Genomic DNA, 15,185 nt, shown 5'->3' with positions numbered 1-15,185 from the left:
GAAGGAATTTTTCCGTGAAAATTCAACGCCACAGTATCAAGTGAAAGTTCAGCATATCATATGCCGAAAAAAATGCCGCCGAAGTTAGTTCATGCACCATCACTAAATTCATAAGTCTCCAGAACTCGCCAGGGATGATTGCCGCTTTGTTCTATCAGACAAATGCTGGGGAAATCAAGCTGCAAGGGTGTCGGCAGGTTAGCCGCAACTTCAAGAGAATTGCCGGGAGCCTTGGGGTTTCTGGGGTGGGCCAGGGTCAAGTGTGGGCGCTGTGCCCTGATGTCTTTTGAGTCCAGCACAAACTCGCGCAGATGAAGAAATGCATCCTGCCCTGTTATGCAATGCATGATCAGTCCGTGCTCGTAGAATATTTCTGCAGGAGCAAAACTCAGAGATATGGCAGGCAGGTGCAAGCTTTGCAGCCTACTCCTGATCGCGGGTAAATCCCCCAGTTCATCTTCGCGACATAAAGTTATATGTGCCGGGATAAGACTGCTTTGCACAGGATCGACTACTCGCCGCACTTGCTCCAACTCTATGGCGGCTTGCACAGGTACAAACATGCTCAACTGCTGACGTGAATTTAGCATGGCAGAAATCCCAAGCAAATCAGGATTATGACTTAAAAGTCTCCAGCCATTTTTTTTCTGATGCAGTCAGCGTTTTTTGCAGCATGCGTTCTGGCACTTCCCAGACTACGACTTTAGGTGGTTGGGTTTTGAATTCTTTGCTGTTCAGATAAGCGTAAGCCGCGCCATCAAAATCACCACCATCCTTGGCCAGGTTGGCAACCGGGGCACCGAGATGCTGACTCAGGAAAGGGACAAAATTCGCAGCGCGGCTAAAGGATGTGCCGACCAAAGCCACGGTCGGCAAACCTGCATCGCCAAACAAATCATCACTGGCAACAGCGACTGGAGCAACCTTGCTGACCTGGGTAACTTCTGTTGCTGGACGCATCCATGCTGGCAGGCCTTCAAGATTGGAGACACGCATCAAATCACCAGAACGCTCGGTCGTATTGCTTTGTATGGCCTTGGGGTCGGGGGCTGCTGCTGGCTTATCGACCAGCTTCAAAGATTGCAGGCGGTCTGCCAGGGTTGTCGCTGCGACGTTGGCGCCGCGCTCATTCCAGTGTGAGTCGCTACGGTAATAACGTTCTTCTTTCATGGCTGCCAAGGCTGGGGCAAAATTGAGCACTTCGACCTTGTTACTTGCGAGGGTACTGACCCAATCATTCAAGCGATTGGCAAATGCTGCGGGACGATGCAAACCACACAGATGATCTTCTTCTATGCGGGTTTTATCTGGCACGACAGCAACCACCAGTTTGATGCCGCGCATTTGTAGGTCAGCGGCGGTCTGGGTAATGATCCTGGCCCTAGCGGCGGCATTTTCTGCAGCATGCGCATACGGTGTCAGCTCATCTGACAGGAACAGCCAGCCGTCGCAGCCACGACGTACAGAAGCGCCGGTGTCACCGGCGATAGTCCAGGTGACGCCGCGTTCAATTTTTGCAAACGGTTTGCTTAACAGGAAGTGCTCATTCAACTGGGTTGAAAACTGTCGCGTTGCTTCGCCATCCAGCAGACGGTGTATTTTACCTATGCCTTCCCATTTTTCTTCTGGCACATCGCGCAGGGATGACTGGGTAACAGCAAAGCCACCAAGCATGATGACGCCAAAGGCAGCAACAGGGATAAAGCGTGTCCAGCCAGCTTTTTTGGGATCAAAATTAAAACACTCACTCATGATGATCTCCTAAAACTGGAAATACAGGAAGGGAATTGCTTTTTGCCCGGCCAGAACCACGACAGCATAAGCAAAAGTCAGCACTGGCCAGGTCATGCTCCAGCCTGCAAAACCAAGACCGCCCTGCTTGCCAATTTTGGTGGCAGGGTAAACCACGCAAATCAGACCAAGCACAAAGGTCAGGATGATACTGGGGCGCAGCGCCTGGGCAATCGCGTCACCCATGGCGACACCGTGCATACCAAACTGGCCAGCCCAGATATCAGTGGCAGTAGCAAAACTCTCCGAACGGAAAACTGTCCACGCCAGCATGACGACGAATAAGGTCAGGGTACGCGACAGATAATTGGGCATGGACAAACCACGCTGGGTAAATGCACGGTCACAGCACAGCGCTGTGCCCTGGATGATGCCCCAGATCAGGTAATTCCAGTTTTCACCACCATGCCAGAGTCCACCGATTGCCATGGTCAGCAAAAGATTGATGTAGGTGCGGGTTGGTCCACCACGATTACCGCCCAGGCTGATGTACAGATAATCACGCAGCCATGACGACAAGGTCATGTGCCAGCGTCGCCAGAAATCCTGTATCGACACGGCCAGGTAGGGATTATTGAAATTTTCCTGGAAATCAAAACCCAGCATCAGGCCCAGACCTATCGCCATGGCGCTGTAGCCGGCAAAATCAAAATACAATTGCAGGGTGTAGGCGGCGCAGGCAGTCCAGGCATCGATCAAACTTGGATTATGCAAGCCAAATCCCAGGGTCACGATGGGTGACAAAGTGTCGGCAATCAGGACCTTCATCGAAAAGCCAACCATGAAGCGGCGCACGCCGGCAGCGAATTTGTCGATGGAAAAAACCCGTTCACGCAATTCGGTGTCAATGACCTTGTAGCGCACAATCGGGCCAGCGATCAGATGCGGGAACATCGCCATATAGGCGCTGAAAGAAATGATGCTGTACTGCGCGTCCACCGTTTTGCGGCGCACATCAACGATATAAGAAATCGCATGCAAGACCGTGAAGGACAGGCCTATCGGCAGCATCAGGTTTTCCCACGGTATGGTGGGCATGTCACGGCCTGTCAAAATGGTATTGAGTGAATACACCAGCATATTGGTGTATTTGTACCAGACCAGCGAAGACAGGTTGAGGACGATGGCAATCACCATCAAGCGGGTTTTGCGTTGTTCGCTCTGGCTCTTGTCTATAAGTATTGCTGCACCCCAGGCGAGTACCGTCAAAGCGATAATCAGCAAGAGAAATTTTGGTGTCCACCAAGCATAGAACAGCCAGCTTCCTACCAATAAAGTGTGATTACGAAAGCGCTGGGGCGTGACGAGATAAAGTGCAAAGAACAGGGGTAGAAAGAGAGTCAGAAACTCCAGGGACGCAAATACCATGGCCAGAACCCGTAATCAGATCAGGACGTACTGTCGCGTACAAAGAAAGTCTGGCGTGCTTTTTTGCCAGGCATGACAACCACGCTATAACGCTCGCCTGGTTGCAACTGACCCAGGTCTATGGTTTTACCCACGTCCTTGGCATCACAAATCGCCTGGGTTTTCAGGCTGATGGGATTGACCAGGCGACGCTGCAGGCTGGCTGGTTTCACTGCTTCCAGTATGGCGGTATTTTTTTCTGCAACATTCAAACCAGCGGCATTGCAAGTGCTGTCCAGATTGAGCAAGGCAACCGAAGCTTTGCTGGCATTGAAATCTGTCGGCGTATCTTTGACTACCACCGTTGTTATGCCGGTGCCATTACTGACAATCGCTATGGTGACAAATTCACCTGGCTTGGCAACGACTTCGACAGAAGTCTTGGCGTTACCGACCTGTACATTGGCTGCCAGCTTAGCACCCGCCTTGACGGGATAAAAACGGGAAACCCTGGCGTCACCCTGGGCAGCCAAAGCCACTTTGGCTGCGCCATTGACCACATTCGCTTTATCTTCGCTTGCATTGAGGAACCTGACAAAGGATGAATCCTGGGCTGGCCCGGTTTCATACAAAGGATTGTCAGCATGCGCTGCCAGAGTCAAGGCTGAAGTCAGGCAAGCAAAGATAAGCTTTTTCATGTGTGTCAGAGTCCGTAATTATTTTTTGATGGTTTGCAAAACCGCAGGGGAAGAAATGGCATTGCCAATTGCAGTGCCCCAGGCTTTGTAACCAGCCAGATCAAAATGCTGGCCATCAGACGATGCCCATTCACCCGGTTTGGACATGGTCAGAGAATCGATATAAGTACAAGGGGCGACGATCTCAGACAAATAACCTGACATTTCTTTAGCGCGGGCAAAAGTCTTGTTGAACTTGCCGCCTTCAGTACCCCAGGCCGGGCCGACCCATACGCAACCCACTGCATTGTTTTTAACGCCTTTGGTCAGGCGGGATACCTGTTGCCAGATCCATGTCTTGGGTAATTCAGGCGCGGCATAAGATGCCATGGTGTCGCCATTAACGACAACCACCAGATTAGGCTTGTAGGTTTTGACCAGTTCATTGAAGGGGCGGGTCATCGCATCTTGCCCGGTTTTGACTTCTACCGGACCATCCTTGATACGTGCAGCACCACCGCAAGGTGACTGGCTTTTCACCATCCAGTCACCGGCAGCAACACCGCAGGCACCGAAGGAATACACGACGGCACCCTTGCTCATCAAATCATCGTGCAAAGTGGTGATCAGGTAGTCTGGAGTGGACATATGGCTATCGCCAATGATCAGGACGGTCAGTCCGGCTAACAGTGCGCTCATAGTTTGTATTCTTTACAAAATCATTTAAAAAATATTCGCTGTTGAGTGCTTCATCATTTCTGGAAGACTTATCAGGCGAACTTCATCTGCAAAATGTTTCATTTATTAACACTTGATTGCATTTGCTTACAATTCCATCGGAATTTCGCGCAACCGCGGCGCTAATCACCAAATATTTATGCAAATACAGCAATGAAATCTAGTTTAAACAAACCAATATGAAATTCCAGCTAGTTGACGAAAGTTCACAAATGCAATTTTCCTTGCGGCAACTTCTCAAAAACACCCCTTGTTGCGAAGGTGATTCCTTCTATCTGCCTAAAACCATCATTTGATGCTAAGCTTTGGGAGAAGGCAGTAACAAGAAGTGCAAGATCTTCTTTTATGGGCAAACCCAAGTAAAAAGGGTCAAATTTGCCTGCTCCCAGAATTTAATATGGGAAGCCTCGATTAATCCCTTATAATTAAGCAGTTATGACAAGCGGCGGCAAGCTTAACTTGCTGCCCGTTTTATTTATGGCTATCAAACATTTCCTGCAGTTTTCCGATTTCAGCCTGTCCGAGTTTGAATACGTGATGCAGCGTGCCCGCATCATCAAGCAGCGTTTCAAGGCTTATCAGACCTACCACCCTTTGTTGGACAGAACCCTGGTCATGGTGTTCGAGAAAAACTCGACACGTACCCGCCTGTCCTTTGAAGCAGGCATGCACCAGTTAGGCGGTGCAGCGATTTACCTGAATACCCGCGACAGCCAGTTGGGCCGTGGTGAACCGGTAGAAGATGCTGGCCAGGTCATGTCACGCATGTGCGACATCATCATGATCCGCACCTTTGAGCAAGAAATGATAGAACGCTTTGCCGCGAATTCGCGCGTGCCCGTCATCAATGGCTTGACGAATCAGCATCATCCCTGCCAGGTACTGGCCGATGTGTTTACTTATATAGAACACCGTGGTTCCATCACTGGTAAAAAAGTGGCATGGATAGGTGACGCTAACAATATGCTGTACTCCTGGCTGCAGGCAGCCCAGGTATTCAACTTCCATCTGCACATCTCTACGCCCAAAGGCTACGACATTGATATGGCGCAGGTGACGGCAGACCCGTCGCAATACACGGTCTTTGACAGCCCGTCCGATGCTTGTGCAGGTGTGGATCTGGTGAATACCGATGTCTGGACCAGCATGGGTTATGAAGATGAAAACCAGGCCCGCCTGAAAGCCTTTGACGGCTGGATAGTCGATGAAGCCAAGATGGCCCGCGCCCATCCCGATGCCCTGTTCATGCACTGCCTGCCCGCGCACCGTGGTGAAGAAGTATCTGCCGGTGTCATCGATGGCCCACAATCAGTAGTCTGGGACGAAGCCGAAAACCGCCTGCATGTGCAAAAAGCCTTGCTGGAATATTTGGTGGTGGGCGAGATTCGCTGATACGGTATTTTTTGGGAAAGACCTCTCAACACAGAGACACAGAGAAAAACAGGAGAAAATCTTGTCAAAATTGAGATTTAATCTACGTCAATAAAGACTGTCTTAATTCAATGTCTCTGTAATCGTTTTATATTGGAAGCGGCAAGATCAAATAAAGGGTAATCGTAAGAGCTAAGTCGCAGATAAATGTATGATGTTTTTCTCATGCCTTTCTCTGTGCCTCTGTGTCTCTGTGGTGAGCTTTTGGTCTTCAGCATAAAGTTAGTTTAATTTTGAAAGCACATCATGAGCGATATTAAAAAAGTCGTCCTCGCCTATTCTGGCGGTCTGGATACCTCTGTCATTTTGAAATGGCTGCAAGATAATTATCAGTGCGAAATCGTCACTTTCACTGCTGATCTGGGCCAGGGCGAAGAGCTGGAACCGGCACGTGCCAAAGCCATCAAGTTTGGTATCAAGCCTGAAAATATTTACATTGATGATGTACGTGAAGAATTCGTGCGCGACTTCGTCTTCCCTATGTTCCGCGCCAATACGGTGTACGAAGGTGAATACCTGCTGGGTACGTCAATCGCCCGCCCACTGATCGCCAAACGCCTCATCGAAATCGCTAAAGAAACTGGTGCAGACACCATTTCCCACGGTGCGACTGGCAAAGGTAATGACCAGGTGCGTTTCGAGCTGGGTGCCTATGCGCTGATGCCAGGTATCAAGATCATCGCCCCATGGCGTGAATGGGATTTGCTGTCCCGTGAAAAACTGATGAAATATGCGGAAGATGCAGGCATAGAAATCGACCAGAAGCATAAAAACGGTGGCGCGCCCTACTCCATGGATGCCAACCTGCTGCACATCAGTTTTGAAGGACGTCACCTGGAAAACCCAAGTGCCGAAGCCGAAGAATCCATGTGGCGCTGGACTGTCAGCCCTGAAGCTGCACCAGACCAGCCAGAATATCTGGATGTAGAATTTGAACGCGGTGACATCGTTGCCCTGAATGGTGTACGCATGTCGCCAGCAACCGTGCTGACAGAATTGAACCGCCTCGGTGGCAAGCACGGCATCGGTCGTCTGGACCTCGTGGAAAACCGTTATGTCGGCATGAAATCCCGTGGCTGCTATGAAACGCCAGGCGGCACCATCATGCTGCGCGCCCACCGTGCGATAGAATCCATCACCCTGGACCGCGAAGTCGCCCATCTGAAAGATGACCTGATGCCACGTTACGCCAGCCTGATTTATAACGGCTACTGGTGGGCACCAGAACGCGTCGCTCTGCAAACCCTGATTGATCATACCCAACACACCGTCAATGGCTGGGTGCGCCTGAAGTTGTACAAGGGCAATGTCATCACAGTATCGCGCGATTCCAAAACCGATTCGCTGTTCGACATGAACATCGCGACCTTTGATGAAGATGGCGGCGCCTACAACCAGGCAGACGCTGGCGGCTTTATCAAGCTGAATGCATTGCGCATGCGTATTGCAGCCAATGCCCGCGCAAAACGCGGTCAGTAATCACCTGAGTTTATTATCCCGCACGACCCGCCCATTCATTTGCGCGGGTCGTTTTTTCTTGGAATCTAAAAAATGTCTACCCAATTTGATCTAGTCAGCGTCGTTAAAAAAGCCAATCTCTACTTCGATGGCAAATGCGTATCCCACACGGTTTTATTTGCCGATGGCAGCAAAAAAACCATAGGCGTGATCTTCCCTTCCAGCCTGGTATTCAATACGGCGGCAGCCGAGATCATGGAACTGAATGCAGGCAAGTGCCGCATACGTTTGCAAGGTGAAACGGAATGGAATACCTATGAAGCTGGCCAGCAATTCAACGTCCCGGCCAATTCACGTTTTGAAATCGAGACTATTGATACACTCGATTATGTCTGTCATTTTATCTGAACAGTCTAATTCAGCAGAAAGTCAGCAGAAAGCCGACGATGGCAATCCCGTCGGCTTACGCAAGGTTTGCACTTGCAAGACGATCAGCGCCTTGCATTAATGCAGTTGCTGTAATGCTGAATCCAGAACTTCAGGTTTGAAACCGGCTATCTGGCGGTTGCCAACCAGTATCAGCGGTACGATCTCTCCTTTCAACTGCTTGAATTCCTTGCGTGCCTGCTCTGATTCATTAATATCAAATTTGACATAGGCGATATTTTTCGCCTTCAGGTATTCCTGGGTTTTGGCGCAATATGGGCAAGTAGCTGTCGCATACAGCACGACCTTGGTCTTTGCATCAGGGAAATACGCCTTGTAATCCCCTTCAATATAAGCCGGCGTCAGCCAGCGCGGGACATTGGCCGCTGCCAACCCAACAGCCAGCCCAGCGACAAGGATCAAAGCGTATGAAGCGATTGATTTCAGTCTCTGTTTCAGCATTTTCCACCTTCCATTGATAAGCCAAACAACGATTGCAGGCCAGGCATTGATGAACTGCAATCAAGTTTCCATGGCCTGAGTCACGACCAGCAGTTGTGAACAATATTCCGGCCAGGCAAATATTGTCAATATAAATATTTAATAAGTATATTCAATAAATAAATATTGACCTATTGATATTGTTAACCTAGCATCAACGCGTTGAGATTACTCTCGACACAACGACATTTGACTTTCACACAACCCCAGGAGTCAGTAATGAGCAAAATGAAAAAAGCATTGTTTACATTTTTTGTCGGCGTTGGAATTGCTTTCGGTTTCGCAGGCAGCGCATCTGCCCTTATTCCATGTGAGACTTGTGTTGCCTGGTTTGAAGAATGCCAGAATGGCAACCAGGATTCTTGCAACCTGTTCTACACACCCCGCTATCGTTGCGCTGGCTGCATAGGCTAACTTCAGCCTAGCTCGTCAGCCTGACTGACGAGATGTAACAGCCTGGTGTGGGCAGCAATGCCAACACAGGCTGTTCTGCAAGAGTACTTGCTTCTTCCCGACCGACCTCCCGGTTATTCAAACCTGACGATCAATACGCCGAATAGTCGCGACTGGCACCATCCTGAATATTATTTAAAAATCTTCCCAATACGGCTGCTCACCAAAACTAGCTTTCAGATGGGCGATAAACAACTGCGCCTTGGCTGTATGCGAACGCCCTGGCATGCGCACTGCATGTATGCCTGTCTGGGCAGCTTTGGCTGGCATGGGTAAGTCGGGGAACAAGAGTTCCAGCCTGCCTGCGCGCAGCATATCGCACACCATCCAGCTGGCAAGATGCGCAATACCCATACCTGCTACTGCGGCAGCGAGCAGTGCTTCGGTATCATCACTTTTGAAATTGCCTTTGACTGGCAAGGCCGCCTCATTCCTGACACCGGCAAAACTCCACCAGCCATACGGCAAGGGTGTCGATGCAATATTGAGGCAATTGTGTTGCAGTAATTGTTCGGGAGAGGCTGGACGCCCATGCGCAGCCAGATAAGCCGGACTCGCACAAGCCAGCCGGTTAATCGGCGCCAGCCGGGTAGCAACCAGGTCACTATCAGGCAGCACACCTATGCGTATCGCTACATCCACCCTGCGCGTGAGCAAATCAACGAAATCATCACTGAGATGCAAGTCTATCTGCATCAAAGGATAGCGCTCAAGAAAACTGGCCAATGCAGGCACCACATGCATGCGGCCAAACGCTGCCGGCGCTGTCACTGTCAACAAACCTCGCGGATCAGCATGCAGGTCAGCCAGCACATGCCTGGCCTCTTCCATTTCAGCAACGATGGTACGGGCACGCGGCAAAAACTGATTACCGGCATCAGTTAAAGTAATGGCGCGCGAACTGCGGGCAAACAGCCTGACACCCAGATCGGCCTCCAGCGCATCAAGCTTGCGCGTAATGGAAGAGACTGCCAGATCATGACTGCGCGCGACAGCGCTGAAGCTGCCCTCGGTGGCTACCGCGATAAAGGTTTTGATTTCATCCAGCATGATGATGCTACTTTCTGGCCAAGCCTGACCTATCTTTGCTTATTTTGCAAAATACTTATTTTATCTAACTTGATCTTACCGAAATACGCAATCGATCACAATGGCGTTGCTATTCAAACCCAGGCATAAGAAGAACCCACGAGGACAAAGTCAACGCTATATCTCATTTGAAGCAGATGCAGAATTGAGGTGAGGATGCAGGCAATAGCTATGAGCCTGAAGAAGATATCTGCATGAAGCATGTTCAGCAAAAAATATCGCTACAACAATTGACATTGTGAAACTTGCACAAGTAATATGCAGTTTGTTTTTTTGCAATGGAAATGCATGTAAAGCCAGCATGTTTTTCAGCACAAGCAATACCAGGCAATACGGTAGGCGGTCACTCACAAAGGTTAGTCGGAATGAAATTATCTTTATTACTGATAATAATACTAAGCTCTTCGTCCTGTATCGAGGCGCAGGCCCAGATTAATATAGAAGGAAGAAAGGCCCGCCCACGCGCAGAGTGTGAGCGCTTATGTAATGAAGGATCGATTGATTTCGCACATAACCGGAAAGGTCTAGATAGAATCCGGACGGAAATTGAAAAAGAAAAAGATCCTGTAAAACTCAAAGAGCTACGCAAAAAAGAAGAAAACGAACTGGAACGTGTCAAAGACAAAGTTGAAAAATCCTGCGCATATATTTGCGAGGGCAATCCTGACTAAATCTGAGGTCTAATTAGTATTTGAATAAATTCATAATCACACTCTTCTATGGCAGGAGCGAAGCCTGCGATGAAGTCGTTTGTCAAAAATAAAATGAGATTAAATCGAATGAAAAGATTTTTATTGCTGGCATTGATATTAAGCGCATTGCCTGGTATGAACGCTCAGGCGCAGTTTAGCCCCGAAGGCAGGAAAGCGCGTCCACGTGCAGAGTGCGAGCGTGTATGTAATGAAGTATCCCCTGATTTCGCAGTCAATCGAAAAGGGCTCGACATCATTCGCGCAGAAATTGAAAAAGAAAAAGAGCCAGCAAAGCTAAAAGAGCTACGCAAAAAAGAAGAAGCTGAACTGGAACGCGTCAGAGTTAAGGCAGAAAAAGACTGCACAAAAATGTGCTCGCACAATCCAGAATAAACCTCGAGGTTTTACTGTCGGTAATTGACCATTAATTGTAATACTCTCTTGCGAGGATTAGACTTCTGAAAAACTGTATGTATATCCGCATCACCGCGATGTCCGGCTTGCTGCTCGCCAGCAGCCAAGTCTGGTCACAACAAAATACTCCTGCTGTTCCACCTGTCAATGTGGAAGCTCAAAAAGTGCAACAGGTAGAGATCAACGGTGCGCCAACAGATATAGAAGCGAACCGCGAACTGGCAGCAGGCAAACTCATCATAGGTCGCCAAAAAATTACCGATAGCGGCTTGCAAAACGTGAATGAATTGCTCAAACGCGAGCCCGCCATCACCATAGGTAAAGATGGTCGTTTGAGCTTGCTGGGCTTGCCCGGTTACACTCAGATTCTCGTCGATGGATTACCTGCAATAGGTAAAAACCCGCTGGACCTTGATCTCAGTGAAGTGGAGCAGATAGAGATTATTAAAACTACCACCGCCGAGACCGGCCCGTTTGGGATTGCGGGGACTATCAATGTCATCCTGCGTAAACACGTACGCAAAAATCAGCAACAACTTAATCTGGAAGTCAAAAGCATGGGTGGCGAGCATGGTGGCTCTGCCAATTGGATACTGAACCAATTTAGCCTGGACAGCCCGCTTAGTCTGATGGCCAGTGTATTTCTACAAAAAAACCAATCGCCTGGCAATGCGCAAGACACGCAAATATTGATAGCTGGATCACAGCTATTACCTCAATTTACTGCTAGTCGTCACAACCTGAATGAAAATGAGGCAGCAGCTTTGAGCGGAGAAATTGCCTATAAAACTGAAAATGGCAGTTTGAGTTTCAAGCCCTCTACCGGGCAAATCAATTCCAATAAACTCAATGAAGAGCAACGTCGTTGGGCAAGTGGGCAATCGTTGCAGTTGACCCAAATTTCTTCCGCCTCACTGCGCAGCTACCGGCTTCCCTTGAACTGGCAGTACGAGAGTGAGGAGTTGGGTAACATCGATGCAAATCTTGTCTGGAATGATGGCCAGATACGAAATAATTCCAGCACCCTTCTGAATGACCAGGATAATGCTGCAAGCAGTGGCTTACGACGTCAGGAATGGCGCGACGATAACTGGAACTTGCTATTGGCAATCAACCACCAGAAACGCCTCAGTGGTGGTCACAGATTAAAAACCGGTTTGCAAGTCAGCCGTGATCAGCATGAGACCATCACCAGTTATTTGCTCAATGGTGCCATCGACACCAGCCTGCTTGCATTGGGAAACAAGACCAGCATACGGGAAAATAAATGGCGTGCATTCATCCAGGATGACTGGCGTATAGATAAAAACCTGGCCATGAATGCGGGCTTATCAACTGAAGAACAGCGCTTTGACCTGACCGAAAACAATCTCGCAAGCCAGTCACGTTTTCGCGTGTGGTCGCCCTCTTTACATGTGACAAAAAAACTGGAAGGTGATCAAAGACGTCAGTTGCGGGCATCGTTGGCGCGCAGCTTCAAGGCGCCAGAAAGCAATCAATTGATGCTGCAGCCCTCAGTCAATTCGCTGGCTCCCTGTACCAACATCAACGGCTGCGGCGCTAATACCATCGATACTGCGGACAGTAGTGGTAATCCCGGTTTACAGCCGGAACGTGCATTGGCGCTGAATCTGGCGTATGAACATGGCTTGAGCCGGGATAGCCAGATCAGCCTGGAATTTTATGCGCGCCAGATAGAGCGCAAAATCGGCAAGGAAATTGTATTGGCGCCGGTGCCCTGGGCCAATGTGCCGCGTTATGTACAGCGCCCTGCCAACCTGGGTAGCGCCAGCGTGCAGGGTATTAACCTGGACTGGCGTGTGGCTATGCGTGACTTGTGGTCCACCTCTCCCAAGCTGGATGTGCGCGGCAGCCTCGGCTGGGCGCACTCGGTATTGAGTGATGTTCCAGGGCCAGATAACCGACTGGAAGGACAGTTGCCCTGGCGTGCCAAACTGGGCATGACTTTTGCGATGAGCGATGCGCCTGTCAAAATTGATGTCGATGCCAACTGGTTGCCCGGCGACTGGCTGCGCAATAACCTGACGCTGCGCACCTATGAATCTCACCGCACCACATTGACGGCGAATGCCATCTGGACTGTCAACCCGCAATGCCGCTTGGTGCTGAACCTCGATAATCTGCTGGCACCTGATACCCAGACAGTAAGGGAATATTTCAATACCAGCAGCACTGTACGGACCAGCACGCAAAAAACCAACTATGCGCGTATTGGGCTGCGGATGGAGTTCAAACTATAAGGAAAAAACCAAGAGCGCAACAATCATAAGTTCTTGAGGCCAGATTCAGCCATCAATCAAATTCATCCTGACGGGAACAGGGATAAGCGGTTTCTAAGATTTTCTTGCCTGATAAGCCTCGATTTGCGGCAACAGTACAAGCCGTCTGGCCAGACTGGCAGCAGACCAGTATAAGTTCCTGTCGTAATACTGAGCCATCACGGGTATGGTTCCGGCCAGATTTAGCCATGGCTGTTTTGATTCGGTATAAATATGAATGTCTGGCGGCAGGTGGTCTGGCTGATCAAGCGTACCTACCCGTACAAACCTTAGCAAAGGCCCGGCACCCGCATAATTGCTCCAGATGGCAATCCGACAATGTGGGCAGCGCGCAATTTTCTGGCCTTTGCCACTGGCTGATGGCGTCTCCACCAGTTCAGGTTCTGTCCCGGTGTGAATGACACGGTCAGCCTCTATCATGGCATTCAGCGCAAAGGCAGTGCCGCTTTCACGCTGGCACCAGCGGCAATGACAGCAATGCACGATCAGCGGCGCACTGAGCATGCGATAGCGCAGCATGCCGCAATCACAACCACCTTCGAGTGGGTAAATCGATGCAGCCGTCATCTTTGCCAACTCCTCATTAATCGATGTCTTTGCCCGGTTCAGCCCTGAACCTGCGCAGCTGATTGCCTGATCTCGTTTACAAATGCAGACCAAACCGTCCAAGTCCAAGAATACCGATGAGGCCTATGGCTATCAGGTAAAGCGCCACGATGAAGCTGACGAGCTTGGGTTTGATCAGTATGCAAATGCCAGCAACAAGGGCAAGGATGGGCATCAGGGACAGGTGTATGTTCATGTATCACTATTCTAAGATTGACCGGGTTGAGTATACACGGCGGCATTACCCGCCATGCATGCCGTATAGTTCCACAGACTCACCTTATGTTCAAGCCTCTGATACCGGGCCTGACTCATCCTCTGGTTCCCGCCAACTTGCAAAGAAATTCCGTGCCCTTTATTTGCTGAGCACATCTTCTACAATTTTCTGTATCTCACCTGACTTCTTCATGTCTGTCAGTATCTGGTTCAGCGCACGCATGAAATCAGGCTTGTAGGGATAGCGCCCGTTATCGCGATTGGTGTAACCCAGGTAAGCCTGCTCCTGGCTAATGACTGCAGCTTCGACGATGGCCTGGCTACTGTCAGCGTAAACGCCATCAGCCTTGATGCGCTCTATCTCCCACAAGATGGACAGACGGTCATTGACGTAGCAATCTATACGTCCCAGCAAGAGCTTGAGTATATTGGACCGGTTGCTGGGCGCCTGGTCTTCAAACATCTTGCCATCCTTGACGGCTTTTCTATACTTGTCGCCGCCGATTTGAAATCCGGCATTGATGCCAACTTTCAGTCCCTGGAAATCTTCGGGCCAACTTGAGGGATGTTTTCTTCCTTTCATGGAGTTCTCACTGCAAAAAGCCACCACCTGTTCAGTCAGCACAGGCTCGGAATTGTTAAGATAAGGGCGCTCAAGTGGCCGGTTATAGGGTGGGAACAAAGCCAGCCCCTGCCCGGTTTCCATCAGCATGAGCCCGCGCTTCCAGGGTACTGGCTTGATGTGCACCTTGTAAGCAGGCATACGTTCGAAGGCTTTACTGAAGATGGCAGGATAAATGCCTCTGGCCTCGCCATTTTCCTTGTATGAGTACGGTGGATAAGATTCGTCCGCATAAATGCTGACTTCGATGATATCTGCCGCCAATGCTGGCACGCACAGGCAAAGCAAAATTAGCAGTATGAATTTCATGCTCAGGCTCCCTGACTTTGATGGACACTCTTTTCATCGCTTACCCATGAATCAGGGTAGGCAGCCAGAACCAGGCATACAAGGAAAAGTCAGAAAACACCCATGAAAAACATCT

17 protein-coding genes are annotated in these 15,185 nt (G+C 49.7%); 7 read left to right on the top strand and 10 right to left on the bottom strand.

Features of this window, described 5'->3' with window-relative positions:
• Window positions 1–89: 89 nt before the first annotated feature.
• The 5 genes from ACO0LN_RS12305 to ACO0LN_RS12285 are packed head-to-tail and all read right to left on the bottom strand — an operon-like array spanning window position 90 to window position 4,514.
• Window positions 90–590: a 2'-5' RNA ligase family protein gene (locus tag ACO0LN_RS12305; RefSeq protein WP_422974122.1), complete on the bottom strand. Its 501-nt coding sequence runs from the start codon at window positions 588–590 to the stop codon at window positions 90–92.
• A 25-nt stretch (window positions 591–615) separates the two neighbouring features.
• Window positions 616–1,752 (bottom strand): alginate O-acetyltransferase AlgX-related protein, encoded by a 1,137-nt coding sequence (locus tag ACO0LN_RS12300; protein WP_422974120.1) that lies wholly within the window; start codon window positions 1,750–1,752, stop codon window positions 616–618.
• A gap of 9 nt (window positions 1,753–1,761) precedes the next feature.
• On the bottom strand, window positions 1,762–3,159 hold the full coding sequence (locus tag ACO0LN_RS12295) for an MBOAT family O-acyltransferase (RefSeq protein ID WP_422974118.1): 1,398 nt from the start codon (window positions 3,157–3,159) through the stop codon (window positions 1,762–1,764).
• A gap of 20 nt (window positions 3,160–3,179) precedes the next feature.
• Entirely contained in the window at window positions 3,180–3,836 is a 657-nt protein-coding gene (locus tag ACO0LN_RS12290; protein WP_422974116.1) for an alginate O-acetyltransferase AlgF, read from the bottom strand.
• Between the two features lie 18 nt (window positions 3,837–3,854).
• Complete coding sequence (locus ACO0LN_RS12285; RefSeq protein WP_162058348.1) at window positions 3,855–4,514, bottom strand: SGNH/GDSL hydrolase family protein; 660 nt, start codon at window positions 4,512–4,514, stop codon at window positions 3,855–3,857.
• Window positions 4,515–5,030: 516 nt separating this feature from the next.
• Between ACO0LN_RS12285 and argF the strand changes: the two genes are divergently transcribed.
• The 3 genes from argF (at window position 5,031) to ACO0LN_RS12270 (ending at window position 7,850) form a co-directional block, all read left to right on the top strand.
• On the top strand, window positions 5,031–5,945 hold the full coding sequence (gene argF / locus ACO0LN_RS12280) for an ornithine carbamoyltransferase (protein WP_162040677.1): 915 nt from the start codon (window positions 5,031–5,033) through the stop codon (window positions 5,943–5,945).
• Between the two features lie 285 nt (window positions 5,946–6,230).
• Window positions 6,231–7,463: an argininosuccinate synthase gene (locus ACO0LN_RS12275; protein WP_422974114.1), complete on the top strand. Its 1,233-nt coding sequence runs from the start codon at window positions 6,231–6,233 to the stop codon at window positions 7,461–7,463.
• Between the two features lie 72 nt (window positions 7,464–7,535).
• Window positions 7,536–7,850 carry a pyrimidine/purine nucleoside phosphorylase gene (locus ACO0LN_RS12270; protein WP_422974112.1) on the top strand — a complete coding sequence of 105 codons (315 nt, stop codon included), beginning with the start codon at window positions 7,536–7,538 and terminating at the stop codon, window positions 7,848–7,850.
• 96 nt (window positions 7,851–7,946) lie between these two features.
• Here the strand turns inward: ACO0LN_RS12270 and ACO0LN_RS12265 are convergent, their stop codons facing one another.
• The gene (locus ACO0LN_RS12265) at window positions 7,947–8,330 is read right to left on the bottom strand and encodes a glutaredoxin family protein (RefSeq protein ID WP_162058345.1); all 384 of its coding nucleotides are present in this window, start codon (window positions 8,328–8,330) and stop codon (window positions 7,947–7,949) included.
• Between the two features lie 258 nt (window positions 8,331–8,588).
• Between ACO0LN_RS12265 and ACO0LN_RS12260 the strand changes: the two genes are divergently transcribed.
• Window positions 8,589–8,783 carry a hypothetical protein gene (locus tag ACO0LN_RS12260; RefSeq protein ID WP_162058344.1) on the top strand — a complete coding sequence of 65 codons (195 nt, stop codon included), beginning with the start codon at window positions 8,589–8,591 and terminating at the stop codon, window positions 8,781–8,783.
• Between the two features lie 174 nt (window positions 8,784–8,957).
• On the opposite strand, the gene ACO0LN_RS12255 is transcribed toward ACO0LN_RS12260, so the two are convergent.
• On the bottom strand, window positions 8,958–9,872 hold the full coding sequence (locus ACO0LN_RS12255) for a LysR substrate-binding domain-containing protein (protein WP_422974109.1): 915 nt from the start codon (window positions 9,870–9,872) through the stop codon (window positions 8,958–8,960).
• Window positions 9,873–10,276: 404 nt separating this feature from the next.
• On the opposite strand from ACO0LN_RS12255, the gene ACO0LN_RS12250 reads away from it, so the two are divergent.
• The 3 genes from ACO0LN_RS12250 (at window position 10,277) to ACO0LN_RS12240 (ending at window position 13,278) form a co-directional block, all read left to right on the top strand.
• Window positions 10,277–10,582, top strand: a complete 306-nt coding sequence (locus tag ACO0LN_RS12250) for a hypothetical protein (protein ID WP_422974107.1) — start codon at window positions 10,277–10,279, stop codon at window positions 10,580–10,582.
• 48 nt (window positions 10,583–10,630) lie between these two features.
• Window positions 10,631–10,996 (top strand): hypothetical protein, encoded by a 366-nt coding sequence (locus tag ACO0LN_RS12245; RefSeq protein WP_422974105.1) that lies wholly within the window; start codon window positions 10,631–10,633, stop codon window positions 10,994–10,996.
• A 77-nt stretch (window positions 10,997–11,073) separates the two neighbouring features.
• Entirely contained in the window at window positions 11,074–13,278 is a 2,205-nt protein-coding gene (locus ACO0LN_RS12240) for a TonB-dependent receptor plug domain-containing protein (RefSeq protein WP_422974103.1), read from the top strand.
• Window positions 13,279–13,371: 93 nt separating this feature from the next.
• Here the strand turns inward: ACO0LN_RS12240 and ACO0LN_RS12235 are convergent, their stop codons facing one another.
• From ACO0LN_RS12235 to ACO0LN_RS12225, 3 genes are all read right to left on the bottom strand, one after another.
• Window positions 13,372–13,884: a GFA family protein gene (locus tag ACO0LN_RS12235; protein WP_422974101.1), complete on the bottom strand. Its 513-nt coding sequence runs from the start codon at window positions 13,882–13,884 to the stop codon at window positions 13,372–13,374.
• A 76-nt stretch (window positions 13,885–13,960) separates the two neighbouring features.
• Window positions 13,961–14,119: a DUF3096 domain-containing protein gene (locus ACO0LN_RS12230; protein WP_162040668.1), complete on the bottom strand. Its 159-nt coding sequence runs from the start codon at window positions 14,117–14,119 to the stop codon at window positions 13,961–13,963.
• Window positions 14,120–14,278: 159 nt separating this feature from the next.
• On the bottom strand, window positions 14,279–15,070 hold the full coding sequence (locus tag ACO0LN_RS12225) for a substrate-binding periplasmic protein (RefSeq protein ID WP_422974099.1): 792 nt from the start codon (window positions 15,068–15,070) through the stop codon (window positions 14,279–14,281).
• Window positions 15,071–15,185: the final 115 nt, after the last annotated feature.

This window comes from Undibacterium sp. TC9W (assembly GCF_049339865.1).
GTDB lineage: Bacteria > Pseudomonadota > Gammaproteobacteria > Burkholderiales > Burkholderiaceae_D > Undibacterium.
Note: the sequence above shows the minus strand (reverse complement) of the source record. Positions and strands in the feature narration are given on the sequence as shown.

Coding starts and splice junctions, on each gene's coding strand:
- ACO0LN_RS12305 (WP_422974122.1), bottom strand. CDS start 590: ATGCTAAATTCACGTCAGCAGTTGAGCATGTTTGTACCTGTGCAAGCC.
- ACO0LN_RS12240 (WP_422974103.1), top strand. CDS start 11,074: ATGTATATCCGCATCACCGCGATGTCCGGCTTGCTGCTCGCCAGCAGC.
- ACO0LN_RS12230 (WP_162040668.1), bottom strand. CDS start 14,119: ATGAACATACACCTGTCCCTGATGCCCATCCTTGCCCTTGTTGCTGGC.
- ACO0LN_RS12265 (WP_162058345.1), bottom strand. CDS start 8,330: ATGCTGAAACAGAGACTGAAATCAATCGCTTCATACGCTTTGATCCTT.
- argF (WP_162040677.1), top strand. CDS start 5,031: ATGGCTATCAAACATTTCCTGCAGTTTTCCGATTTCAGCCTGTCCGAG.
- ACO0LN_RS12250 (WP_422974107.1), top strand. CDS start 10,277: ATGAAATTATCTTTATTACTGATAATAATACTAAGCTCTTCGTCCTGT.
- ACO0LN_RS12290 (WP_422974116.1), bottom strand. CDS start 3,836: ATGAAAAAGCTTATCTTTGCTTGCCTGACTTCAGCCTTGACTCTGGCA.
- ACO0LN_RS12295 (WP_422974118.1), bottom strand. CDS start 3,159: ATGGTATTTGCGTCCCTGGAGTTTCTGACTCTCTTTCTACCCCTGTTC.
- ACO0LN_RS12235 (WP_422974101.1), bottom strand. CDS start 13,884: ATGACGGCTGCATCGATTTACCCACTCGAAGGTGGTTGTGATTGCGGC.
- ACO0LN_RS12245 (WP_422974105.1), top strand. CDS start 10,631: ATGGCAGGAGCGAAGCCTGCGATGAAGTCGTTTGTCAAAAATAAAATG.
- ACO0LN_RS12255 (WP_422974109.1), bottom strand. CDS start 9,872: ATGCTGGATGAAATCAAAACCTTTATCGCGGTAGCCACCGAGGGCAGC.
- ACO0LN_RS12260 (WP_162058344.1), top strand. CDS start 8,589: ATGAGCAAAATGAAAAAAGCATTGTTTACATTTTTTGTCGGCGTTGGA.
- ACO0LN_RS12275 (WP_422974114.1), top strand. CDS start 6,231: ATGAGCGATATTAAAAAAGTCGTCCTCGCCTATTCTGGCGGTCTGGAT.
- ACO0LN_RS12285 (WP_162058348.1), bottom strand. CDS start 4,514: ATGAGCGCACTGTTAGCCGGACTGACCGTCCTGATCATTGGCGATAGC.
- ACO0LN_RS12270 (WP_422974112.1), top strand. CDS start 7,536: ATGTCTACCCAATTTGATCTAGTCAGCGTCGTTAAAAAAGCCAATCTC.
- ACO0LN_RS12300 (WP_422974120.1), bottom strand. CDS start 1,752: ATGAGTGAGTGTTTTAATTTTGATCCCAAAAAAGCTGGCTGGACACGC.
- ACO0LN_RS12225 (WP_422974099.1), bottom strand. CDS start 15,070: ATGAAATTCATACTGCTAATTTTGCTTTGCCTGTGCGTGCCAGCATTG.